Below are 22,542 nucleotides of genomic sequence, written 5' to 3' on the forward strand. Positions count from 1 at the left end.
ACGTCATCCGAAACGACGCCGCGGAAAGCCCGCCGCATGTGGAGGAACGCCCAAGAGCGCCCGCGCCGCGCCCGGCCTCAGGCGTTTTCGGCCGCGTACACCCGCCGCCCCCCGACGAACGTCTGCAGGACACGGGTTTCGGCGATCTCCTCGTCGGGGCCGTCGAAGGGATCGCGGTCCAGGACGACCAGATCGGCCAGCTTTCCGGGCTGGATGGAGCCGGTGTCGTCGAGGTGGTTGGCGTAGGCGCTGCCGGCCGTGTACGCGGCGAGCGCCGAGCCCAGATCGATGCGCTGCTCGGGCAGGAAGACCGGCACCGAGGACGGGGCCTCCGGCGTACGGCGGTTGACCGCGACATGCAGCGCGGCGAGCGGGTCGGGGGAGCTGACCGGCCAGTCGCTGCCCGCCGCGAGGGTGGCGCCCGCGCGCAGCAGATCGCCGAACGGGTACTGCCGGGCCGCCCGTTGGGCACCCAGGAAGGGAATCGTCAGCTCGTCCATCTGCGGTTCATGGGCCGCCCACAGCGCCTGGATGTTCGCCGTCGCGCCCAGCCGGCGGAACCGCGGGACGTCATCGGGGTGCACCACCTGGAGATGGGCCAGGTGCGGCCGGGTGTCGCGCCGGCCGTTCGTCCGCCGGGCCGCCTCCACCGCGTCCAGCGCCTCGCGTACGGCCCGGTCGCCCAGCGCATGGAAGTGCACCTGGAAGTCCTCGGCGTCCAGCAGGGTCACGTAGGCCCGCAGCTCCTCGGGGTCGATGAAGGAGATGCCGCTGTTGTCGGACGCACAGCCGCAGGCGGTGAGGTAGGGGGTGAGCATCGCGGCCGTGTGGTTCTCGGCGATCCCGTCCTGCATGATCTTCACGCTGGTCGCGCGCAGCCGCCCGCCGGTCAACTCGGCGCGCTTCGCGATGAGTTCGGGGATCTGCTCGACGCCCCGGGCCCGGTCCCACCACAGCGCCCCCGTCACCCGTGCGGTCAGCTTCCCGTCCTGCCGGGCGGCCAGGTACGCGGGAACGGCGTCGACCGTACCGGGGCCGTCGCCCAGCATCGCGTCCTGCCAGGCGGTCACTCCGTAGGAGTGGAGCAGCCGCTGCGCCCTGAGCAGACCGGCGATCTGCTCGTCGAGGCCCGCCGCCGGAATCAGCTCGGCCACCAGCCGCATGGCGCCCTCCTGCAGCATGCCGGAGGGCCGGCCGTCGGCCGCCCGCTCGATCCGCCCGTCGGCGGGGTCGGGCGTACGGGCCGTGAGCCCGGCCAGCTCCAGCGCACGGGAGTTGGCCCAGCCGCCGTGGTGGTCGCGGTTGACGAGGAACACCGGGCGATCGGGCACCAGGGCGTCCAGGAACTCCCGGGTCGGCATCCCGCCGGGGAACGCCTCCAGCGACCAGCCGCCGCCGGTGATCCACGGCACGTCCGGATGCGTGGCGGCATAGCGGCCGATCAGCTCGCGGTAGGCGTCCGCCGTCTCCGCCGCGCTCAGATCGCACAGGGCCAACTCCATGCCGCCGCCCACCGGATGGACATGCGCGTCCTGGAAGCCGGGGATCAGCAGCCGGCCGCCCAGATCGACCACCTCCGTACCCGGCCCGATCAGGTCGCGTACCTCCGGCTCGTGTCCGACGGCGACGATACGGTCCCCGCGCACCGCCACCGCGCCCGCTCGGCTGCGCGCGGCGTCGACGGTGTGCACGGGGCCGGAGAGGAAGACGAGGTCGGCCGGGGATCCGGAGGCGGTGGTGGTGTCCGGGGTCGGCTCGGGCTCGACGGTGGTGCTGAGGTCCATCTGGCAGGTGCTCCAGTCGCGTGGGGTGTGTGATGCGGGGGTGTGGTGTGGGTGCGGCAGGGGTCCGGCCGCGTTTCGGGAGGTCGGGGGCGGCGTGCTGCGGGACGTGGCGGGCCGCGGTCCGGGGCCCGTCATGTCGCGGTGCGGTCGGCTCGCCTACGCGCGGGGCAGCGGGGCCGCTTCGCCGTCCATCGGCAAGGTGATCGCGTCGGCGTCGGTGCCCCGGCCGGTCGTGAAGTACGGCGCGCGGCGTACCCACTTGGCCCAGGCCGCGGTCGCCAGGCCCGCCAGGATGAACAGCGAGGGGAGCAGCAGCATGAACCAGCCGTTGTCCGGGCTCGGCTCGAAGCGGTCGCTGAGCGTCGCGTAGTACCGGACGAGGTAGCCGCCGAGTCCGAACAGCGCCAGCGCGCTCGCCGCGGGGACGACCACGTCCCGCAGCGCCCGGACCGGCCCCTGGCGCAGGCTGCCGCGGAAGCGCACCGCGCAGGCCAGGGCGGTCAGTCCGTAATAGAGGGCCACGGTCAGGCCGATCGAGTTGACCGCCGTGAGGATCATGTCGTTGAGCTCGGGGATGCCGACGGCGAGTACGGCGAGCAGCGCGGCGAGGGCCATGATCAGGAGAGTGCCCACGGCGGGGGAGCCGTAGCGCGGGTGCACCCGCTGCCAAACGGTGCCCAGCGTCCGGTCGCGGGCCATCGCCAGCGCGCCGCGGGCGGTGGGGATGACGCTCGACTGGAGGGAGGCGAAGGCGGAGCACATCAGCGCGGCCAGCGGCAGGGAGGCCCAGGGCTCGGGCGCCAGCTTCCCGCCGAGGAAGGTGAGCGCCTGCGGGCCGTTGCGGATGAGTTCCTCGGTGCTCATCACCCGCTGGAAGGCCAGCGCACCGATCAGGAACAGACCGAGCATCGCCACCAGCGCGATCATTCCGCCGCGGGCCGCGTCGGAGGCGTCGCGGGTCTCCTCGTTGACGCTGAACGCGGCGTCCCAGCCCCAGTAGATGAACACCGCGATGACCATGCCCTGGGCCAGCGCCTGCGGTGAGGCGATATCGAAGGGGTTCAGCCAGGACAGCGAGAACGGCTGGTCGCCGATGACCAGGGCGTAGCCGCAGAAGACCAGCAGGACCGCGTACTCGAAGACCAGCAGCCACAGCTGCAGCCGGGTCGCGGCCCGTACGCCTGTGATGGCGGTGAGGGTGACGGCGACCAGCGCGATCAGGCCGACGGCCGTGCTGATGCCGGTGGAGGACGGATCCAGGCGCAACCCCAACAGGCTGTACAGGCCCAGCTTGTTGAGGAACTGGAGCACGACGGACCCGGTGACGGCACCCGTGTAGGCCATGAAGATCACATTGCCGACCAGCACGACCCAGCCGGTCAGAAAGCCGGGCCAGGGGCCGATGGACCGGCCCACCCAGGTGTAGCCGCTGCCGCAGTTGGGCTCGGTGCGGTTGAGCCGGGCGTACGACAACGCGATGCCGAGGATGGGCACGAAGGCCAGCAGCAACAGGGCGGGGGTCTGCCGGCCGGCGTACGCGGCCAGCGACCCCATCCCGATACCGATGCTGGTGGTCGCTGCGGTGCTCGACGCGGCGATCGCCACCCCGTCCTTCACCCCCAGTGAGCGGCGCATTCTCGCCGGGCCGGGGTCCTGCTGCTGCACTGCGGAGGGCATGGCACTGACTCCTTGGACGGGGGGCCGGACCGGTCCCGATGGGCCGTGTGTCCGCCGATGAAACAGTCCGCGCATCCTTGTGTCAACGGTGTTGACGTAACCTGGTGATTAACTGGCCCGACCGGGCCCTGACGCGGCCTGGGCACGGCGCAGGAGCGCACCGGGCCGGACCGGGCGCCAAGGCGGAGCGGAGGGGTGCGGTGTGGCGGCGAGCGAGCGGGTCCCGGCCGAGCGCAAACGGCGTCGGCCGACCGGTTCAGGGGTGGTCCTGTCGGCCGATCTCATCGTCGACACCGCCCGCGAGCTGATCGACGCCCAAGGGGCGCAGGCCTTCACCGTACGCAAGCTGGGCGCGGCCCTCGGCGCCGATCCGTCCGCCGTCTACCGCTACTTCCGCAACACCGAGGACCTGCTGCTGGCACTCGCCGACCGGCTGATCGGGGAGTCCATGGAGGGCTTCGTGCCCAGCGGCGACTGGGCGGCCGACCTGCGGGACTTCGGTATGCGTGCCTACCGTTCCGCGCTGCGCCACCCGCAGATCGCGGCCTTCAGCACCGTTCGCGTCACGGGCCGCCCCCACGAGCAGCGGGCCGTCGACACCGGCATCGGGCTGCTGCTCCAGGCCGGCTTCGGCGACGCCACCGCCGTCCGTCACTACCACGCCTTCGTCGACACCGCCCTTGGCCATGCGGCCCTGGACGCCGGCGTGCTGCGGCTGGCACCCGCCCAGCGCGCGGCCGACGAGCAGGCGTGGCAGGACGCGTACGGCGGTCTGCCGGCGGACGACTTCCCCAGCCTGCACCGCGTGCGCGAGCACCTCCCCGCCATGGCGGCCTCGGCCGTCGAGTCGTCCCTTGATCTGCTCATCGCGGCATTCCAGGGGGAGGCGGCGGAGTGGGCGGGGTGAGGTGGGGGGGCGACCGCCAGGTGGCATAGCGGAGGATGAATTACGTCACACCGGAAGATGCTGCACATATCGGGTGGCGGGGGAGGGGTGCCCGCCGGAAAGTGCAGTTGGGTGCCCGAAAAGTCCCACATGATTGACTTTCGCCCGATTTGAAGCCCCTAGCCCTGCGTCACGCCCCGTCGCTCCACGCCACCACTTCCGCTCTTCTCGCGCCCCCGGGGGCCGCCCGCCCCGCCTGACGCTTCCTCAGTGCCGTCCCGCTTGATAGACACGTGCGAATCATCCGCACGTGGTATGGGACGCGCACCATGAACGACCGCAACACCTCGGACCACCACATATTCGAGCTCGACCTCACTGAGCACGAGGCCCGCCGGCGGACCGAGGTCCTCGCGGCGCTGGGCGACACCTGGGACCCCATCGCGGTCATGGAGGGTGAGGCGGAGGCGAACCGCCTGCTCTACTCGGGCCTGGACGCGGACCAGCAGGCCACCTACGACATGCTGGTCGCCGCGGGCGTGCTGCCGTCCTCCGGGCAGGCTTGAGCATGCTGCCCCTCGACCCCACCGCCGATATCGGCCGCCGGGCCTGGGTGCCGTGCCCCCGCTGCCAGGACCACGAGGGCTGCGGAGTCTGCCTCGACGGCCGCACCTGCCACGATCACTGGCGCTACCTCCTGTCGAACGACGGCAGCGTGCTGCATCTGCAGTGCCCCAACTGCACCCACCTGTGGACCTGGCAGTCAGGCTTCGGAGCCGGCGGCCGCACCGACGGCTGACGCCCGACCGCGGCGCCGGCGGCCCCCTCTGGGCCCTCCACTAGGCCAAGCGTCGCCTTTGCGTCCTCGTACGCCTCCTCCAGCGCCCGGTCGGCCGGTACGGCACGATCCGGCTGCACCCCGACGCCCTCCCGGTTGGTGCCCGTGACGGCGTTGATCGTCCGGGCCGTCGGCACCGTGACGGTGATGCGCTATGCGCTGCAGGGCACTGTCGACGATCTGTGCGGGGGTGAGGGGTGTGGGCATTGCTGCGGAGCCTCGTTTCCGGTCGGTCGGTCGGTGGGTGGGGCGGTACGGGTGGTTCGCGCCCTTCGGTGCGCCCGGACGCGCTGCGCCGGACGTGCGGCGGCGGTAGCGTGATCTTCATGGAGCTGCATGCGCGATCGCTTTGGTTGGTGACCGAACCGCTGCACGCGGTCTGCTACTTCGACGAGGAGTGCCGCGGCCTGGGCAAGGCGCTCAGCCTCAAGGGCTTCTGGATGGGGTATTTCGCCTCCCGCACCGCTCCGTTGGGGGCCGTGGATCCCGCGGCCGCCACGGCCGTGCTCGGGGTGTTCGCCCCGCGAATGGTGGCCCGTGCCCTGCCGGCCGCCTGGAGCATCGCCGGCCCGTCGCACGTCCTCGACGAGCGCGGCAGCCGGGCCGCCCGCGCCCTGCGCAGGATCGGTCCCGAACTGGAGCGCGGCGCCGCCGAACTGCTGCCGCCGCTCCAGAAGATCGTCGACGACGCCCCCGCCCTGGCGCGGCCCCTCTTCGCCGCCAACCGGGCACTGTGCGACCACGCCGACCCCGTCGAGCGACTGTGGCAACTGACCACCACCCTGCGCGAGTTCAGGGGCGATGCGCACCTCGCCGTGCTCGCCGACGAGGGCCTCGACGGCTGCGAAGCCCTCGTCCTGGCCGCCGCTTCCGGTCGCGTACCCGAGGACACCATCCGCCAGGATCGAGGCTGGACCGAGGAGGAGTGGGCGGCCGCCGCGGACCGGCTGCGCTCCCGCGGCCTCGTCGACGCACGCGGCGGCGCCACCGAACACGGCCTGCGGGAGCGCGAGCGCATCGAGCAGGCCACCGACCGGCTGGCCGCCCGGCCGCTGAACTCCCTGCCCGAAGCGGAGATCCAGGCGCTGCTGCACGCGCTGGAACCCGTCGTCCGACGCATCCTGGCCGCGGAGGTGCTCCCCTTCCCCAACCCCATCGGGCTCCCGCACCTCGACGAACCCCTGCCCTCGCCCACCGTCAGCGACGCTCCCTGAGCCCTGTCCGATGAGCCGGGGCCGGATGGCGAGGTCGGTCCGGTGGGCGGAGGCCGGAAAGCCTAGGCGCGCTGCCTGCCCGCCTCCTTCAACTTCTGTGCCAGATCCATCGTTTCGGAGGCGGGCGGGGCCTGGACCCGGACCGGCTTGTTGATGTCGAAGAACCGTATGGTCACGTCGAGCGGGCCCTGCGTTGCCCGCGCACGCTCCCGGAACTTCACCATCCGGTCATCGGGGCCGACCCACATATCGAGCTTCAGCTCGTTCACCCCGAGCTGCCTGTACTGCTCGACCGCCTTCTTGCGGCGCTCGGCGGTCAGCGCGCTCCTGGCGGCCCGCTTCGTCAGCAGATCCGCCACAGCGACCGTGCCGGAGTAGTGCGTGGTCCGCACCCCGTCGACGGTCTCCTCGCCGACCTTCTTGACGTCGTCGGACTGGGGGAGCAACGACGCCTGCGCCGCCGGGTCCTGGTCGGCCTGCCGCCGCATCCCCCCGAAGCCGCCGGCCGGGCCGGTGTCCTTGTGCTTCATGGGGAACTTGATCCAGCGCTTGCCGCCCATCGCGGCCGCCGCGTCCTTGCCGCCACCCAGATACAGCGAGCCTCCGACGAGCCGCACCGAGAACTCGCCCTCCTCCCGGCCTCCGGACGCCTTCATCCGCATGTCCATGGCTCGCGGGCGGAGGCTGAACGACACCTTGCCCTCGACGGTCCCCTGGCCCGGGACCTTGCCCGAGAGGCGATAGGACCCCGAATTGAGCCTGGCGCCCTTGTTGACCGCCTTCTGCACCGCGGCGACCGGCGTCGCGTTGATGGTCCCCGACCCGCCGGACCGGGCCGCGGACTTGCCGCCGGTCGCCGTACACGCCGCCGTACCGCCGCAGACCATCACGCCCGCGAGCAGCGCCCCCAGCGTCCGGACCGACGTACGGGACCGCCCGGCACCGGACGGAGAGACGCCGGACTGGGCGGCGCCGGAATGCGGCACGCCTGAACGCGAGCCGGCGGAAGAAGAGTTACGCGAAAGATCGGACATGGTCTCCCCACAGACACCCGAAACTATGAAGATGTGACGGATCAAGACGGTAACCCACCGCACTGACAATCCACGCCGAATATCAACGGCACTTCGCTGGCCTGCGGATTCGTCATTCACCCGACTTGGCGGCACCCCTCACCCGGACACACGGAGTGATTTTCATCTGGTGGTTCGATGGGTGCTTTGGTGTGCTTTGCTATGCAAGATCGGGACACCTCCGCGCAAGAGGCGTTGAATGGGTATGGATCCTAGAGACTTGTGGGACCGCAATGCCGTTCTGGCGGAAGCGTTTTGCTTGGGTGACGAGCGCGTGCGGGAGGCGCAGGCCAGGCTCGACGAGGCGCAGGCCGACCGGTCACGGGTTTTGGCGGCGTTCGCGGTGACGGTGGGCAGTACCGGCGCGGTGGCCGGTCTGTTCGGTTTGAACGAGCGGGAAGTGCGGATCGCCCGGCGCACCGTGGGCAAGGACGATGCCCGTGCCGTCGCCGAAAAGCTGCTGGCCGCCTCCTCGCCTGCCGCCACACCGCACAGCGAGCCGGACGACGTGCCCCCCGCGCCCGATGCCTCGGCCGAGCCACTCCTTCAGAACCCGTCCGCCGGAACCCGCTCCACCGGTTCGTCCCGCGACGGTACCGGCAGCGGCACGATGGGCATGTCCGACCAGAACTGGTCCCCGGCGATGGACGCGGTCCTCATCGGCAGCTGGCAGACCGGTGTGGATCTGCGGGAACTCGCCTCCGAATTCGGGATCGACCTCACGCGCCTGGTTACCCGTGCCCAACAACTGTCCGCCCAGGGGCGGTTCTATCCAGGCCCGGCGGAATCCCATGCGGGACGCCACCGGCGCGGCCCCGGAGATGTCCATGAAGGCGAGTACACCATTCCCGCACAGCAGACGGCCGCCTGGAACGCCGCGCCCTCGGCGCACCAGATGGCGTCGGCCTGGCACACCGGCACGATGCCCTCGACCGAGTGCGTCCCCGACGTGACCGCCCTCGCCTCCGAATGGGACAACGCCCTCGCCCCCTGGGGCTCCATCGCACCCCCGCACGAGGAGGCCGCACCCGCGCATCAGCCCTGGGCCCAATACCACCTCAGTTCTTGACCCGTGACGAACGACTGACCCATGACGAACGACGAAGCTCCGGCGGGCACGCTGGACGGGAGAGTGGCGCTGGTGGCCGGCGCCACCCGGGGGGCCGGACGCGCCATCGCGGTGGAACTCGCCCGCGCGGGTGCCTTCGTCTACGCCACCGGGCGCAGCAGCCGGACCGCGGGACGGTCGGAGATCAACCGGCCCGAGACCATCGAGGAGACCGGTGACCTGATCGTCGCGGCCGGCGGTTCCGGTACGGCCCTGCGGGTGGACCACCTCGACAGCGACCAGGTCGGCGACCTCGTCCGGCGCATCGACCGCGACCACGGCCGTCTCGACCTCCTGGTCAACGACATCTTCGGCGGCGACAGATACGCCCAGTTCGGCACCACTCTCTGGGAGCACGACCTCGCCGGTGGGCTGCGCATACTGCGCATGGGCATCGACACCCACGCGATCACCAGCCACCACGCGCTGCCGCTGCTCATCCGCCGCCCCGGCGGCCTGGTCGTCGAAATGACCGACGGGACCGCGGAGTACAACGCCGCCTACCGCCACCACGAGGGCTTCTACTACGACCTGGTCAAGGCCGCCGTGCAGCGCATGACCCTCGCCCAGAGCCATGAACTCGCCCCGCACCGGGCCTTTGCTGTCGCCGTGACCCCCGGCTGGCTCCGCTCGGAGCACATGCTGGAGGCCTTCGGCGTCACCGAGGACAACTGGCGCGACGCGACCGCCGATGTGCCGCACTTCTGTATCTCCGAGTCCCCGGTCTACGTGGCGCGGGCGGTGACCGCACTCGCCGCCGATCCGGACGTCGCCCGCTGGAGCGGCAAGGTCGTCTCCAGCGGCCGACTCGCCCCCCTCTACGGCTTCACCGACACCGACGGCACCCAGCCGGACTGCTGGCGCTACCTCGACGAGGTCCAGTCCCGCGGCCTCCCCGCCGACGACACCGGCTACCGCTGACCGGAGCCCTGGCAAGGGCGCCGCGGTCACTTCCATAGAGGCGCGGGGCCGAGGCTCACCCCGCGGTGCGGTACTGGTCACCGCACACCTCGCTGAAGCGCTCTGACGGCGGTAGCCCGATACAGAAGGGCCCGCCGTGGCAGAGTAACCCGCATGCTCATATCAACGCCTCGACGGCGAAGACACCTCGCTACCGCCTTACTGCTGGTGAGCGCCGCCCTGCCGCTGACCGCCTGCGGCCAGCAACGCGTCGCGGCCGGCGCCCCGGGATCGACCCCCAGTTCCGCCCCCGGTTCTCCCAGCTCCACTCCCAGCCCGTCCGATGCCGGTGCGTCCCCCTACGTGGAACCCGGAGCCCACGACGGAGCCCCGCACTACGGCGACAACAACGCCTACCGCCGCTCCGGGGAGATGTCCCCTGCCGGCGAGAAGGACGCTCGAAAGGAAGCCGACCGCATCGAGCCCGTACTCAAACGGCTCTGGAAGCAGCGGAAGTGGGACCCCAAGAGCGTCCGCACCGCCCTGCTCGCCCTCGGGTACGAGGAACTGCGCACCGGCCCCAAGGGGGAGCAACTCGGCGGGAAGCTCGAAGTGCGGGGCATGAGCGCCCGCTTCGAGAGCGACCACTACGTCACCCCCGAAGGCGCCCGGATCGGCCTCCACGTCCACAAGGACGCCTGCGTGACCGCGTTCGTGCAGAAGACCAACTATCAGGTCCAGGTCAACGGGCCGTACATGGAGACGGGCTGTTTCGAACCGCCCTACGGCCACTGACACACGCCGCGGGCGCGCCGACCCGTCAGGCCGCCGGTTCCAGGACGCGGACGACACGTGCCCGGTTGCCGTTGCCCGGGTGGGGTGGGTGCTACGACGGTGCCATGAACGAAGGCGAGCGGCGGCAGGGCGGCACTGCGGAACGCGGGGGCGCTCGACCCGGCCCTGTTCTGGCTCAATGTGGCATTCCTGGTGCTGGTGTCCTTGATCCCGTTCCCCACCCAGGTCCTGGAGAACTACGGCGACCGGTTCCTGCCGTCGTGTTTCTGCTGTCGGTGGGGATCGCAACGGTCTCGCCCCTGGCTGCGATCTACAGCTGGGCCGCCACCGTGCCCCTTGCCGTGCTCGCCGACCGTATTGCGGAACGTCATCGCCGACCGTATTGCGGCACGTGATCGCTGATCGGACGTGGCCAGGCTTGCCCGTTCGTCCCCGGGCCTGCCCGTTCGGGGGAACGGGCTGTGTCGTGCCGGAAGGTGCGGGTGGCGCAGCTCCTACCGTCAGCTGGCATGACGCACGTATCGCAGGACGCCTCCGGCCTGAGCCGGCGCACCGCGCTCACCGGGCTCGTCGGCGGCGCCGGGATCGCGCTGACTGCCGGTTGCATGCCCATGGACAGCAGCTCCGCACAGGGCCCCACCGCCGGCCCTTCGGCGTCGGCGGCCGGCGCCACGCCCGGGGTGATGACGCTCTTCGAGGACCCGGCGTACAACTTCAGCGCCCTGTGGACCCTCGGCGGGGCCGGGTCCAGCGGAAGTGAGGTGGGCGAGGTGCTCACCGCCGTCAACACCATCAACAAGGCCGGCCTGTCGGCGCAGACGTACGTCGAGACCTTCAAGAAGCTCGGCGACCAGCTGATGCGGGCCCCCGAGGACAGCGAGCCCGACCGGCAGACCCGGCGCTTCCGTGCGCTGCGAGCCGCTCAGTACTACGCCCAGGCGCTGTTCTTCGTGCTCGGCTCCGACGACCCCGGCAGCGAGGAGCGGCTCTACAGGGACGGGCGCGGCGCCTGGGACACGTTCTGCAAGCTGTGCGACCCGGCGCCGGTGACGGCGAACGTTCCGTACGGCACGACCCCGCTGCCGGTGTGGTTCTTCCGCCCGGACGACTCCGGCACGCGGCGCCCCACCGTGATCCTCACGAACGGCAGCGACGGACAGGACGTCGACATGTGGGCCTATGGTGTCTCGGCCGCCCTGGAGCGCGGCTGGAACGCCCTGGTGTACGACGGACCGGGCCAGGGACAGCTGCTCTTCGTGAACCGGGTGGTCTTCACGCCGCGCTGGGAGACGGTGGTCACGCCGCTCGTCGACTGGCTGGTCGCCCGCTCCGACGTGGACGACGCCCGGATCGCCCTGACCGGGCTGAGCATGGGCGGTGACCTGGCCCCGCGGGCCGCGGCCTTCGAGAAGCGGATCGCCGCCCTGGTGGCGATGCCGGGATGCCTGGAACCCTGGCTGGGCTTCCCGCCGGAGGTCCGGAAGATCCTCACCCCGAGCAAGGCGGAGACCAACGACATCTGGAACAAGGAGGTCGCCCCCGAGCTGCCCCCGGCCGACGCCGCGACGCTGAAGAAGCGCTTCGAGCCCTTCTCCGTCCCCGCGATGCTCGCCGCCCGCCAGGGCAAGCTCTTCACCGACTTCTACACCCCCGCCAAGCGCGTCGAGTCACTGACCATCACCGGCGTCGTGGGCCGTATCATGATGCCCATGCTGGTCCTTGACTACGAGGACGAGCAGTTCTATCCGGGACAGCCGCGCCGGATGTTCGACCAGCTGACCTCCCCCAAGGACTACGTGAAGCTCACCGCGGCCACCGGCGCGCAGCTGCACTGCTCCCCGATGGCCCCGCAGCAGCACTGCGACATCGTCTTCGACTGGTTGCAGGAGACGCTGCCGGGGCGCTGACCGCACACAGCTGATGGCAGGCAGGGGCCGCAGACAGGAGTCCGTTGGCACCGGAACAACCAACGATGACAGCACCGATCCAGCACGCCGTTCGGACCACCGAAGACGGCCCTTCAGGTGATTTCCGGACCCCGCACGAGCTGGGCGGCCGCCACAGGGGTACGGCGTTCCAGCAATCACGTCCCCGTTCCACCCGTCACGTCCCGGAACCCGCACGAGGAGATCGGCCATGTACGCAGCAGTCCGACGGTACGAAGGGGTTACCGATCCAGCCGAGGCGGGACGCCGCGTCAACGAGGGGTTCGTACCGCTCATGCGCGAAGTCCCCGGCTTCGTGGCCTACTACTGGATCGACGCCGGGAACGGAGTCATGGTCTCGACCAGCGTCTTCCGCGACCAGGCCGGCGCCGAGGAATCGGTCTCCAGAGCGGTGGACTTCGTGCGGGACCAGCTCGCGTCGCTGCTCCCCAACCCGCCCCAGGTCACGACCGGGGAGGTCGTGGCCTCGGCGTGAGGGCCCCGTCAGCAGGGGGATTCGGGTGCGCCCGGGGGAAGATTCCGGTGGAAACGTGTCCAGTGATTGGCGCGGGCGAGGGCGCAGAGGCGGGTGGCGGTGGCCTCCGCGTCGGTGTCCCAGAGCCGTACGGATCCGTCGTAGCTGCCGGTGGCCAAGGTGCGGCCGTCTGAACTGAAGGACACCGATGACACCGGCTTCGGTATGGCCGGTGAGGACGGCGGTTGTCAGGTGTGATGTGACGTCCCATAGGCGCACGGTCTTGTCGTAGCCGGCGCTGACGAGGGTGCGGCCGTCGGGGCTGAAGGCGACGGCCAGGACGGTACCGGAGTGGCCGGCGAAGGTAGCAGTGGCCCGGCGGGACTTTACGTCCCACAGGCGTACGACGTGGTCTATTCCAGCAGTGACGAGTTGTGTGCCGTCAGGTGAGAAGGCGGCGGTGAGGATGCCTTGTGCGCGTGTGGGCAATGTACCGGTGAGCCGGTTCGATACCAGGTCCCATAGCTCCACAACACCGTCGTCGCCTACGCCGTTGCCGGTGACGGCCAGTGTGCGGCTGTCGGGGGAGAAGGCGAGGGAGGCAGCCGATCCGTCATGGCCTCTCAGGACTGCTGTGGTTTGGTGCGTCGCCGTGTTCCACAGGTGGACCGTGCCGTTGCCGGCGACGGCGGCCAGGGTGTTTCCGTCTGCCGACATGGCCAGTGCTGTGATGTCTGTGGTGTGACCTTTGAGCGTGGCTGTCGGCCGGCCTGTTCGCACATTCCACAGCCTTACCGTGTGGTCGGTGTGCGCAGTGGCGAGCGTGCGCCCGTCGGGAGTGAACGCCAACTTCCGTGCCGACTCGGCAGGGGCAGCGAGCGTGGTCAGCTGCCGAGGGGGCCGGGCCTGCCACAAAGTGACCGAGCCATCATCGGTGGCCACGGTTCGGCCGTCTGGTGAGAACGTTACTGACGTGCGTTTGTCTGTGAGGCTGGGCAACGCGGCCTTCGGACGGCCGGATGCCAGATCCCACAGGCGCACCGAGCCGGCTTGTCCACCGGAGGCGGCGAGTGTTCGGCCGTCCGGGGAGAGCGCCAGCGCGTTCATCGCGTCTGCGTGCTCAATGACCCTGGTGGTGGGCCGTTGGGAGGAGAGCTTGCGCAGTTGCACCGCGCCACCCTCTTCCACCGTGGCCAGGCTGCGGCCGTTCGGGACGAATGCCAGGTCAACCACCTTGTTTTTGTGCCCGGCGAGTTCGGCTGTGATGCGGCGGGAGGCAGTGTCCCAGAGCTGGACGGTGCGGCCACCGCCAGCGGTGGCCAGGGTCCGACCATCGGGGCTGAAGGCGATCGCATAGGACAGCTCGATACCGCTGGGGAGGGGCAGGGTGGTGAGCAAACGGCGTTGGGTGGTGTCCCACAGCTTGACTGTGTGGTCGTTGGCGGCGGTTGCCAGTGTGTGGCCGTCTGCAGAGAAGGCCACCCTCATCACGTTGCTGGTATGACCCCTGAGAGTGGCGATTGTTCGTCGGGATGCAACCGACCAGAGGCGGACAGTGCGATCCCAGCTTCCCGTCGCCAGGGTCCGGCCGTCGGGCGAGAACGACAAAGACCACACGGAACCCACATGTCCGGTGAGGAGCGCTCTGGTGTGGCGGGACGCCAGATCCCATAAACGCACGGTGCGGTCCTCACCGGCAGTGGCCAGGGTCCGGCCGTCGGGGCTGAAGGCAACTGCATAGACGCTGGAGGTGTGGCCGGCAAGGGTGGCGAGCATCCGGTGTGACGCTGCATCCCACAGCTTGACCGTGTGGTCATTGCTGGCGGTGGCCAGCGTCTGCCCGTCGGGCGAGTATGCCATCGCGCCCACCGGGGCGGTGTGACCGGTGAGCTGATTGGCGTGGTAGGCGGCGGAGGCGCTGAGCAGGCTGCCCCGGGCCTCCACACTATGCGCCATTTGGTAGCTGTCCAGCGCTACCAGCGCGGCCGCTTCGGGATCGTCCCGAAGAAGGTCACTGGACTGCACAGCCCGCTGCCGAGACTGGGCGAGGAGGCGCTGCCGGTCGGCGTCGTCGGCTTTATGGTAGGCGGTGACGGCTGCGCCCAAGGCGAGGACGAGGAGCACCGCGAGCGTTGCCGTCATCCCGCGGGCGCGCCTGCGCCGCGACCGCTCGATCCGGGAACCTGCGCGGAGGAAGTCCCGCTCCCGTGGGCGTTGAGTTCGTTGTGGTGTGGGCCGGTGAAGGTGTCTTGGGCTTGGGTGCCAGTCGGGTGCCGCGGTAGAGGGTTCCGGGGTCGCGGTCGAGTTCGTGCCAGGTGGTGGCGTCGCGGGTGAGCCGGCGGTGTAGGCGGAGGCGGTCGCGTTCGTCGTTGATCCAGCCGTGGAGCCGGGGCCAGGCGGTGATGAGGGCTTCGTGAGCGAGGCGGACGTGTCCGTCGTCGAGGCTGAGGAGGCGGCTGCTGGCGAGGCGGTTGATGACGGCATGGGTGTCGGCATCGATACCCGACCCGGCGGTGGTGTCGATGGTCGCGAACTCGGCGTGGGGTGTGGGTCGGTGGGTGTCCTGGGTGCCGCTGCCGGGGGCTATCAGGCGCAGCAGGATGCGGCGGGCGAGGACGGCCTGGGCGGGGGTGAGCTGGTGGTAGGCGTCCTCGGCGGTGCGGGCGATGGCACCATGCAGGCCGCCGGCCGCCTCGTAGGCCTGCCTGGTCAGGGTCCGTCCGCGTCGGCGGCGCCAGGTCTCCATCAGGGCGTGGGACATCAACGGCAGCGCACCGGGCTCGTCCGCGACCTCTTCGAGGATCCGGCCGGTCAGCTCACGTTCCACGTTCAGGCCACAGGCTCCGGCTGGCCGCACGATGGCTGCACGTAGTTCCTCCGAGTTCATCGGGCCGACCAGGAGGGTGGCGTCGTTGAGCGCCGCGGTCAGGGCTGGGTGTTCGGCGCACCGGCCAAAGAAGTCGGCACGAAGGGCAAGAACGACCCGCAGGCGGCTGCTGTCCTCCCGGGCGGCCAATAGCCACTCCAGGAAGACCTCGCGTTCGCCGGGGTCGGTGCACAGGGTGAACAGCTCCTCGAACTGATCCACCAGCAGCCAGGTGTCTCCGGGGCCGTCGGCCGGCTTGAGCCGATCGGTGTGCTCCATCGGATGCGCGCCGGGGGTCAGTACCCGCACCGCGGACGGCATCTGGGCAGCCTCCTGATCGACACGGCGCAGCTGGGGTATGAGACCGGCGCGCAGCAGGGAGGACTTGCCGCTTCCTGACGCACCCACCACCGCGCTGACCCGATGCCGACGGGCCATCTCCTCCAGCCGCCTCGTCACCTCCCCGCGACCGAAGAACAGTTCCGCGTCCCCTGGCTCGAAGCGCGCCAACCCTCGATACGGCGGTTCGCCGTCCTCCTCGTCCGGGCGCGGCTGCGCGGAGAGCTCCTCGTTCACCTGCTCCCAGCGGTGTTGCCACTCCTCCCCGTCGCCCCCGCAGGCACGTACGTAGGCCAAGAGCACCGGCAGGCTCGGCAGCCGCTCACCGGCTGCCGCCTTCGACAGGGCTGCCGCCGAGAACCCGGCCCGCCGGGCCATGGCCCGGTATCCCGGCCCACCGGCCCCGCCACGGAGCTTGCGCAGCTCGTAGGCCAATCGCTGCACCGGACCATCTTGCGGATCGAGGGCCTTCTCCGGACGACCCACGCGACACACTCCCCCTCATCGTCCCCATTCGCTTCGTCACCCTAAAGACCAGCTCACCCCACCCGCAAACAGTGGGCCGCTCCACGGGGCGGCGCATGACGAATTGATTCCTGCAGGTCAGGCGGGGTGCGAATCAACTCGGCGGCCCGTGAACTAGATGACGTCGGGCCGCCCGATCAGCCAGCCGGGCAACCGACGGCACAGCCAGCCGCAGCACCATCCACGACCTGGGGGACTCCTTTGCCATTCCGACGCACTGCCACAGCCGTCGCCACCGCCGCCCTGCTGGGCCTGGGCGGCCTGGCGGACACGGCGCACGCCGCCTCGGCTCCCACCGCCGCCTCGACCTCCACGGCTGCGGCGCAGCACGCCGGAGATGCCCACCGTCAGGGATGGGCCACCTACGTCAAGAACGCCAAGAACGTGGCCGACGCCGGTGTGCCGAAGCCGAGCCGGACGGTTCGCTGCACCTTCGTCTACTCGGAGGGCGGCAGGAAGACCCATGGCAAGGTGTGCTTCGATCCGAACGGCGACAAGTTCTACGTCAAGGACATGCGGGCCGACGGAATGAGCATCTACATGCGGGTCATGTACGCGGGCAACCCGCAGACCGTCTTCGACTGCAGGGACTTCAAGGGCGGTGACGCGGGCTGGACGGCTTGCGACTTCTCCGGGGAGCTGAAGGAGAACCGGCGTATCAACTTCAACGCTCTGGCCTATAAGGGCAACGTATTGGAGCTCGAAGGCCTGACCGGAACCGCGCAGAACTGAACGACTGAACGGGGCGAAGCTCTTGGGGCTTCCCTCGCCCACCGGCCTCGCCGGTTCCGGTAGGCGACGACGCCCCAGTGCCGGCCTCCACGGTCGTCGCCCCATGTCGGCGACCCTCCGCACCCTGGACAGCTACCCACGGGGGAGGTAGCTGCCCAGGGTGTCGGCGTCACCGACCCGGCGCTTCAGGCCCTCCACAGCCACGAGTGAACTCATTGCTGGGGCCTTTCGTGGTGGCGACCCGCTCTGAAGCGACCAACCATGTTCACTAGAGGAGACAACTCACCATGAAAATAACGCAGTTCGCACGCACCACCCTGGTGGCTGGGATGGCCCTCGTTGCAGCCAGTACGGCAACTACCGCTCATGCAGCGCCGACCACCTCTCAGCGGCATGCGGTCGCCTACGCGGCAGGATGCCCGGGCGACGGTCGGCTTGACCGCAACTACACGTGCACTTCGCTCGATAGTGGGGCATTGTTCCACCGGAAGTACACCAATGACAGGGCATCGACCTGGTACAAGAAGAGCGGGGGATCGAGCATCAGGGCGCGCTTGGGCTACAGCGTCAATGGATCCAACCACTGGGGTGGCTGGTTCGGTCAGAGCAGTGGAACGACCAAGACCAGCTCCTGGAGTGGTGTTTCGTACTGTTCCGCCTCTATCGGGATGTTGCATGTAGAGGGCCAGCAGACTTTCCAGACGCCGCCGGCCGACTGCACCCACTGACATGTGTTCCCTGGCCTGAAGGATGTGGTCCTGCGGGCCAGGGCATCAACCTTTTGTTCTCTTCAGCATTGGGACGCTGTCCTTCGTGTTTACTGCCATATTCAAAGGTCAGACAGACTTCATCGTCATCGCGTCCGCCGCTGTGCTCGCCGTGGCTGCGATCTGCTTCCTCCTCGCAAAACGCACCTTGGGGCGACCGTGGTGCTTCGCGGCCCTCGGAGCTTCCGTCGGCGCCGAGTTGGCTGTGACTCTCTTCCTGCCGAGCGGGGGAGAAGCCTCGGGCGCGTCGAGCATGTGCGTCATCAACCGCGACCTCGCCGAACCGTTCGCCACGCAGCAGGGGTTGTTGAACCTTCTGCTCTTTCTTCCGATCGGCTGCCTTGGGCTGATGGCCCTGCGGACGCTTTTGCCCGTGCTGGTCGGTAGCGTGCTGCTCTCCCTGGCGACGGAGTTGCTGCAGACCCTGCTGCCCGGTGTCAGCCGGGGGTGCGACAGCAGCGACCTCCAGATGAACGCCCTCGGCGGCATCATCGGCGCCTTGGCCTCGTGGGGGATCTTGCACTTGGCCAAGTTCCGGGTCGCCCCAGCTCGGACGCATGCGCGGGGCAGCGCAATCGCCGCTGGGGTGGCCCTGCTCGTCGCCGGTGTTGTCTGCACGGCGTGGGTGACCTTGATTTCAGTGGATGCCACCAGCTTGCAATTCACCGGAAGCAAGGAGAAGGCGGCGGCGAAGAAGGTCATACACAAGGCGTTCGGTGACCGATACGCCATCAGTAATGTGCAGCTTCAGTCCGGAGTGGACGACGTTCCCGACAAGTTGCTCATCACCCTGGACCAGGGGTTCGCCGAACTCTCCTGGCCCGACGCCGACCAGCTCACGGTCAGCCTGGAGAACTCCAACGAGACCACGTCGGCGAGCTACCCGGTTCCCGGAGTCGGCAACGCGCCCAGGGGTGAACAAGACGCCCTGCGCATCGCCCGTACCTACGCCGAAGCCCACTTCCCCAAAGAACTGCGCGCAGCTAAGCCGCAGGTCTACCCCGTCGGCGACAAGGCCGAACTCGGATGGATGGTGAGCTGGAGACGGCGCGCCGGCTCAGGGGTCTTGATGCCCATGCGGCTGGATGTTCAGATCAATACTGCCGGCCGGGTGTCCCAACTTCTCGCTCGCACTGCAGAAGACCCCAGCGGACTCCCTCCCTTGAAGGTGAAGAAGGAACAGGCCGAGCAGACAGCGCTTGATTCCTTGGAACGTCCCGCACAGGCGAAGGGAATCCGCCCCGCTGATAGTGAACTGCTGGCTGTTCAGCGTGACGGCAAGTGGCGGATCCAATGGCTGACGGCCTTCGCCGCAGATGACCCGTCCGTGCAAATGCCGCCCGTCTATGTGGACGCCACCACCGGCAAGGTTGACCCCCGCGCCAGTCAGAAGGAGAAACTGGACGACCCGGCGGAGGGCGATGTGGAGACCACAACCAACGATCAGCCGTGAGAAGGAAACCTCATGGCGTCTGTCCATCACCCGCTCTCCAACAGCTGAATTCCACATATTCCATCAACAGAAAGCAGGTTGCCTGGCCATGCGAAAGTCCGGAGCATCGCTGACGCTGAGCAACGGCTCACCGAGACCGCCGAGCCGGCGGGCCGCGGACTCATCACACCACGTCAGGTTGCGGCTATACATGCCGGCATCGGCGTGACCTAATCCCTCATTCCCGAGCGCGCAGCGCGATTCGAGTGCAGCGCGAGTACGTGACAGCGAACAGAAAGCACGACGTGTCTTCGCGAATACCTGCAATACCTGCACTACCTGCAATACCTCGGCGTTTCCGAAGTTCGGGGGCTGTGGCACTTCTTGTCGTAACAGCCGGCGCCGTCCTCGGGGCAGCAGCCGCACCGGCGAGTGCGTCCTCGACGGGTGTGGCCGACCGGTCGCTTTCCCGGGTCGTCTGTACCTCCGCCAAAGCCGGTCTCGCCGACCGACTCACCAAGGACATCAGGGCGGCGGTGGCGGACACCGGGGCGAAGAGCCACACCTCGGTCGCCCTGTACGACCGCACCACCGGAACGCAGTGCACATATGACGCGGACCGGCAGTACGACTCCGCGAGCGTCGTCAAGACAATTGTCCTGGGTACGCTCCTGCGGCAGGCCCAGGACGAGAACCGCGAACTGACCTCAACCCAGCGCGCGCTCGCCACGAAAATGATCACGAAGTCGGACAACGACGCCACCACCGCTCTGTGGAAACAGCTCGGACTCGGCCGGATCAAGGCGTTCCTGCGACTGGCGGGCATGAAACACACGGCCCCCGACGAGAAGGGCTACTGGGGCCTCACCCAGGTCAATGCGACCGATCAGCTCACACTGATGAAGCTCTTCACGTCCAACAACGCCGTCCTGAACAAGCACTCGCGTGCAATCGCGCTGGATCTGATGAGCCGGGTGATCTCGTCCCAGCGTTGGGGCGTGTCCGCCGGCGCGCCGAGCGGGGCGACGGTCCATCTCAAGAACGGGTGGCTGCAACGCACCAGCAGCGGGTGGCGGGTGCACAGCGTCGGCGCGTTCACCGGAGAGGGACACGACTACGGACTCGCCGTCCTCACCGCCGACCACGGCAGCATGCCTACCAGCGTGAAGGCGATAGAGAGTATCGCTCGTAAGGTGCACGCCGACCTCAACGGCGGCTCCACCCACTCACACTCGGTCGCCCGCAGCCAGAATGTGCCGACTACCTCCGACGGCTCGCTGGTCCCAGTGCACGGTCAGTAGCTGACGCTCGCTGCCCCGGGTCCCGCCCGGGGGGCGGCATCCCTGCTGGGGCCGCGTGTCGGTGTATGCCTCTGTCGCTGCCCTGCAATCTCGACGACGCGTGTGTTGCCGACCTCGCCACCGGCCGAGGTGAGCGAAGGAAGGGAATGGCCGCCGTGCGTCTATCCGGGCATGTTCGGGCGTACGCCGCCGCGCGGACGTTGCCGATGGCCGCCGTGTGCGGATGATGGGCCTCATGGCGGTTCAGAACTTCGACATGCCCTTGGCGAACGTCGACACGGAGGTGCTGATCGTCGGTGGTGGGCCCGTCGGGCTCACCGCCCGGGCGCTGCTGGAACGCTGGGGTGTGCGGGTGTTGCTGGTCGAGAAACATCGCCGGTTGTCGCCCTTTCCGCGGTCCCGGCTGGTCAACGTGCGCTCGATGGAGATCTTTCGCCAGCTCGGGCTGGCCACCAGGATCACGGCGGCCGCGTTCGCGCCGGAGTACGGCCGCATCCGCTTTCGCGACACCCTGTACGACCGGGACTTCGCCACTGCGGCGATGGTCGGGATCAATGCACCGGTACCCGAGAGCCCCGTGCTCGGTGTGGTCACCTCGCAGGACCGGTTGGAGCCCACCCTGCTCGCCGCAGCGGACGCACCGGTGCGGTTCGGGGTCGAGCTGATCGACCTGACGGAGGAAACCGACAGCGTCGTGGCTCTGCTCGTCGACCGTGACAACGGTGACGAAACTCGGGTCCGTGCCCGCTACGTGCTCGCCGCTGACGGCGCGAACTCCACCGTCCGGCAATTACGGGGAATCGACACCATGGGCCCCGGAGCGTTGGGGGGTGTCACCACCGTCGTCTTCGACGCCGATCTCAACCGCTGGTGTGCCCGCCAGCCCGCCGGGGTCTACTTCACCGCGCACGGTTCGTTCCTCCCGCTCTACCCGGAAGGAGGCTGGGCCTGGTTTGCCCCCACACCCGAAGACCCGGCGCGCGCCGACTGGCCCGGTCTCGTCTCGCGGGCCCTCGGCCCCAGTGCCGAGGTACGGGCCGAGGTGCTGCGGGTGCAGCACTGGGTGATGAACGCGTTCGTCGCCGAACGCCTCCACCACGGCCGGATCCTGCTGGCCGGCGATGCCGCGCACGCGATCCCCATCATCGGCGGCCTGGGCATGAACGCGGGCGTCGCCGATGCGCACAACCTGTGCTGGAAGCTGGCGGGCGTTCTCCACGGGTGGGCTGGACCGAGCCTGTTGGAGACGTACGAGACGGAACGACATCCGGTCGCCGACAGGACTCTCCGCCAAGCAGTGGCCAACACCCAGCTTTTGCTCCAGGTGCAGAACCGGCGCCGCGACCAGCTCCAAGGCGCCGAAGCGGCGCCGGACCGGATCGAACTACCTTGGTCGGAGGAGTATTTCGCCCAACTGGGTCTCGTGCTCGGCGTCGCCTACGACTCCGACGCCGTCCTCAACGACGACGGCACCCCACCCGAGCCGCCCGACAGCGGCACGGACTACGTCCCCACCGCAGAGCCAGGCCATCGCATGCCACACCTCTGGCTCAGGCCCAACAGCTCCACGCTAGACACCTTCGGCGAACGATTCACCCTGCTGACCCCTGACCCCGCCCGATGGGAGCGACAAGCCATCGCGGCCGCACCCTGGCCGCTGGGCGTCGAGGCCCTTCCGCGCGAGCACATCGACTTCTGCGACCTCCGCCCGCACGGAGCACTGCTCGTCCGACCCGACGGCCACATCGCCGCCCGCTGGCGCGACCACCCGCCGAGCGACGCTGCCCTTCACCACGCCCTCACCGCCATCACCGGCTCGACGTCCCCCTGATCGCCCAGCGGCCGTTGCCCCGGGTGAGGGGAGAAAAACAGGAGACGATCATGGAGATCGCCTCCCGAAACCCG

The 22,542-nt window shown here is 69.3% G+C and carries 17 protein-coding genes and 1 pseudogene; 12 read left to right on the forward strand and 6 right to left on the reverse strand.

The genetic code is table 11. The features are described from left to right. Positions 1 to 77 precede the first annotated feature (77 nt). The gene (locus WAB15_RS36360; RefSeq protein ID WP_407288906.1) at positions 78 to 1,784 is read right to left on the reverse strand and encodes an amidohydrolase; all 1,707 of its coding nucleotides are present in this window, start codon (positions 1,782 to 1,784) and stop codon (positions 78 to 80) included. A 156-nt stretch (positions 1,785 to 1,940) separates the two neighbouring features. Further along, positions 1,941 to 3,461 (reverse strand): APC family permease, encoded by a 1,521-nt coding sequence (locus tag WAB15_RS36365; RefSeq protein WP_407288907.1) that lies wholly within the window; start codon positions 3,459 to 3,461, stop codon positions 1,941 to 1,943. Positions 3,462 to 3,663: 202 nt separating this feature from the next. On the opposite strand from WAB15_RS36365, the gene WAB15_RS36370 reads away from it, so the two are divergent. From WAB15_RS36370 to WAB15_RS36385, 4 genes are all read left to right on the forward strand, one after another. Continuing rightward, entirely contained in the window at positions 3,664 to 4,368 is a 705-nt protein-coding gene (locus WAB15_RS36370; RefSeq protein ID WP_407288908.1) for a helix-turn-helix domain-containing protein, read from the forward strand. Between the two features lie 308 nt (positions 4,369 to 4,676). Further along, positions 4,677 to 4,913 (forward strand): DUF6400 family protein, encoded by a 237-nt coding sequence (locus WAB15_RS36375; RefSeq protein WP_399147343.1) that lies wholly within the window; start codon positions 4,677 to 4,679, stop codon positions 4,911 to 4,913. Between the two features lie 2 nt (positions 4,914 to 4,915). Beyond that, positions 4,916 to 5,146: a hypothetical protein gene (locus tag WAB15_RS36380; RefSeq protein WP_399147342.1), complete on the forward strand. Its 231-nt coding sequence runs from the start codon at positions 4,916 to 4,918 to the stop codon at positions 5,144 to 5,146. A gap of 365 nt (positions 5,147 to 5,511) precedes the next feature. Next, positions 5,512 to 6,399: an SCO6745 family protein gene (locus tag WAB15_RS36385; protein ID WP_407288909.1), complete on the forward strand. Its 888-nt coding sequence runs from the start codon at positions 5,512 to 5,514 to the stop codon at positions 6,397 to 6,399. A 62-nt stretch (positions 6,400 to 6,461) separates the two neighbouring features. Here the strand turns inward: WAB15_RS36385 and WAB15_RS36390 are convergent, their stop codons facing one another. Beyond that, a complete protein-coding gene (locus tag WAB15_RS36390; protein ID WP_407288910.1) occupies positions 6,462 to 7,385 on the reverse strand; it encodes a hypothetical protein in 924 nt (307 codons plus the stop codon). Positions 7,386 to 7,731: 346 nt separating this feature from the next. Between WAB15_RS36390 and WAB15_RS36395 the strand changes: the two genes are divergently transcribed. The 4 genes from WAB15_RS36395 (at position 7,732) to WAB15_RS36410 (ending at position 12,182) form a co-directional block, all read left to right on the forward strand. Continuing rightward, the gene (locus tag WAB15_RS36395; RefSeq protein ID WP_399147339.1) at positions 7,732 to 8,541 is read left to right on the forward strand and encodes a hypothetical protein; all 810 of its coding nucleotides are present in this window, start codon (positions 7,732 to 7,734) and stop codon (positions 8,539 to 8,541) included. 21 nt (positions 8,542 to 8,562) lie between these two features. Further along, positions 8,563 to 9,501 carry an SDR family oxidoreductase gene (locus tag WAB15_RS36400; RefSeq protein WP_407288911.1) on the forward strand — a complete coding sequence of 313 codons (939 nt, stop codon included), beginning with the start codon at positions 8,563 to 8,565 and terminating at the stop codon, positions 9,499 to 9,501. 207 nt (positions 9,502 to 9,708) lie between these two features. Then, the gene (locus WAB15_RS36405; RefSeq protein ID WP_407288912.1) at positions 9,709 to 10,275 is read left to right on the forward strand and encodes a hypothetical protein; all 567 of its coding nucleotides are present in this window, start codon (positions 9,709 to 9,711) and stop codon (positions 10,273 to 10,275) included. Between the two features lie 509 nt (positions 10,276 to 10,784). Then, positions 10,785 to 12,182 (forward strand): alpha/beta hydrolase family protein, encoded by a 1,398-nt coding sequence (locus tag WAB15_RS36410; protein ID WP_407288913.1) that lies wholly within the window; start codon positions 10,785 to 10,787, stop codon positions 12,180 to 12,182. Positions 12,183 to 12,704: 522 nt separating this feature from the next. Here WAB15_RS36410 and WAB15_RS36415 read toward each other — a convergent pair. The 3 genes and pseudogenes from WAB15_RS36415 to WAB15_RS36425 all read right to left on the reverse strand — a co-directional run bounded on the left by WAB15_RS36415 (position 12,705) and on the right by WAB15_RS36425 (position 16,324). Beyond that, positions 12,705 to 12,890 (reverse strand): hypothetical protein, encoded by a 186-nt coding sequence (locus WAB15_RS36415; protein WP_407289353.1) that lies wholly within the window; start codon positions 12,888 to 12,890, stop codon positions 12,705 to 12,707. 61 nt (positions 12,891 to 12,951) lie between these two features. Beyond that, positions 12,952 to 14,817, reverse strand: a pseudogene (locus WAB15_RS36420) (WD40 repeat domain-containing protein); the annotation flags it as partial. Next, positions 14,753 to 16,324, reverse strand: coding sequence for a helix-turn-helix domain-containing protein (locus WAB15_RS36425; RefSeq protein WP_407288914.1), 1,572 nt, complete (start codon positions 16,322 to 16,324; stop codon positions 14,753 to 14,755). The pseudogene WAB15_RS36420 and the gene WAB15_RS36425, both read right to left, overlap by 65 nt. A 282-nt stretch (positions 16,325 to 16,606) precedes the next feature. On the opposite strand from WAB15_RS36425, the gene WAB15_RS36430 reads away from it, so the two are divergent. The 4 genes from WAB15_RS36430 (at position 16,607) to WAB15_RS36445 (ending at position 22,468) form a co-directional block, all read left to right on the forward strand. Beyond that, on the forward strand, positions 16,607 to 17,137 hold the full coding sequence (locus WAB15_RS36430; RefSeq protein WP_399147333.1) for a hypothetical protein: 531 nt from the start codon (positions 16,607 to 16,609) through the stop codon (positions 17,135 to 17,137). A gap of 813 nt (positions 17,138 to 17,950) precedes the next feature. Continuing rightward, positions 17,951 to 19,357 carry a VanZ family protein gene (locus WAB15_RS36435; RefSeq protein ID WP_407288915.1) on the forward strand — a complete coding sequence of 469 codons (1,407 nt, stop codon included), beginning with the start codon at positions 17,951 to 17,953 and terminating at the stop codon, positions 19,355 to 19,357. 428 nt (positions 19,358 to 19,785) lie between these two features. Beyond that, the gene (locus WAB15_RS36440) at positions 19,786 to 20,637 is read left to right on the forward strand and encodes a serine hydrolase (protein ID WP_407288916.1); all 852 of its coding nucleotides are present in this window, start codon (positions 19,786 to 19,788) and stop codon (positions 20,635 to 20,637) included. Positions 20,638 to 20,872: 235 nt separating this feature from the next. After that, positions 20,873 to 22,468 (forward strand): FAD-dependent monooxygenase, encoded by a 1,596-nt coding sequence (locus WAB15_RS36445; RefSeq protein WP_407288917.1) that lies wholly within the window; start codon positions 20,873 to 20,875, stop codon positions 22,466 to 22,468. The last annotated feature ends 74 nt before the right edge of the window (positions 22,469 to 22,542 follow it).

This window comes from Streptomyces sirii, assembly GCF_045690365.1.
GTDB classification, from domain to species: domain Bacteria; phylum Actinomycetota; class Actinomycetes; order Streptomycetales; family Streptomycetaceae; genus Streptomyces; species Streptomyces sirii.

Coding starts and splice junctions, on each gene's coding strand:
- WAB15_RS36360 (WP_407288906.1), bottom strand. CDS start 1,784: ATGGACCTCAGCACCACCGTCGAGCCCGAGCCGACCCCGGACACCACC.
- WAB15_RS36365 (WP_407288907.1), bottom strand. CDS start 3,461: ATGCCCTCCGCAGTGCAGCAGCAGGACCCCGGCCCGGCGAGAATGCGC.
- WAB15_RS36375 (WP_399147343.1), top strand. CDS start 4,677: ATGAACGACCGCAACACCTCGGACCACCACATATTCGAGCTCGACCTC.
- WAB15_RS36380 (WP_399147342.1), top strand. CDS start 4,916: ATGCTGCCCCTCGACCCCACCGCCGATATCGGCCGCCGGGCCTGGGTG.
- WAB15_RS36385 (WP_407288909.1), top strand. CDS start 5,512: ATGGAGCTGCATGCGCGATCGCTTTGGTTGGTGACCGAACCGCTGCAC.
- WAB15_RS36400 (WP_407288911.1), top strand. CDS start 8,563: ATGACGAACGACGAAGCTCCGGCGGGCACGCTGGACGGGAGAGTGGCG.
- WAB15_RS36410 (WP_407288913.1), top strand. CDS start 10,785: ATGACGCACGTATCGCAGGACGCCTCCGGCCTGAGCCGGCGCACCGCG.
- WAB15_RS36445 (WP_407288917.1), top strand. CDS start 20,873: ATGGCGGTTCAGAACTTCGACATGCCCTTGGCGAACGTCGACACGGAG.